Genomic DNA, 478 nt, shown 5'->3' on the forward strand with positions numbered 1-478 from the left:
GCGCAAGATCGAGTACTGCAAAGCGCAGACACGCGCCAAGGTTGAGCATCCGTTTCGGGTTATCAAGCGCCAGTTTGGTTACGTGAAAGTACGCTTTCGTGGGCTGATGAAAAACACGGCCCAACTGACCACGCTGTTCGCCCTGTCGAACCTGTGGATGGCTCGAAAACGACTGATGGGTTTGGGTGAGTTGCGCACTTAACACGGAGAACCGGGCGGAAAACGCTCCGCTGCACACTGTATTAGGCCGTTTTCAGGGAATAGCGCTGATTGCCTGGTGAATTACGGCCTGCCATCGCTGCGCGGCAAGTTGATCGGAGCATCCCTAATACACACCGACTACCTGCCATGCCCCGTGGCGGTTATGCTCGCGCTATCTCAACGTCTATTCCTAGTGATATACGCCCGGTGAAAAAGCCATCCACGGTCGAACTCTATCAGCGGGCTACAGAACGCTTTTCCCCACCTAGCATCATCG

At 55.0% G+C, this 478-nt stretch carries 1 protein-coding gene; it reads left to right on the top strand.

The genetic code is table 11. From position 1 onward, the window contains the following. Positions 1-202, top strand: a 202-nt coding sequence (locus KMS84_RS43840; RefSeq protein WP_256921292.1) for a transposase, incomplete at its 5' end; no start/stop codon positions are given. Positions 203-478 lie beyond the last annotated feature (276 nt).

Origin of the sequence: Streptomyces hilarionis, assembly GCF_024539675.1 — a bacterium.
Classification (GTDB): domain Bacteria; phylum Actinomycetota; class Actinomycetes; order Streptomycetales; family Streptomycetaceae; genus Streptomyces; species Streptomyces hilarionis.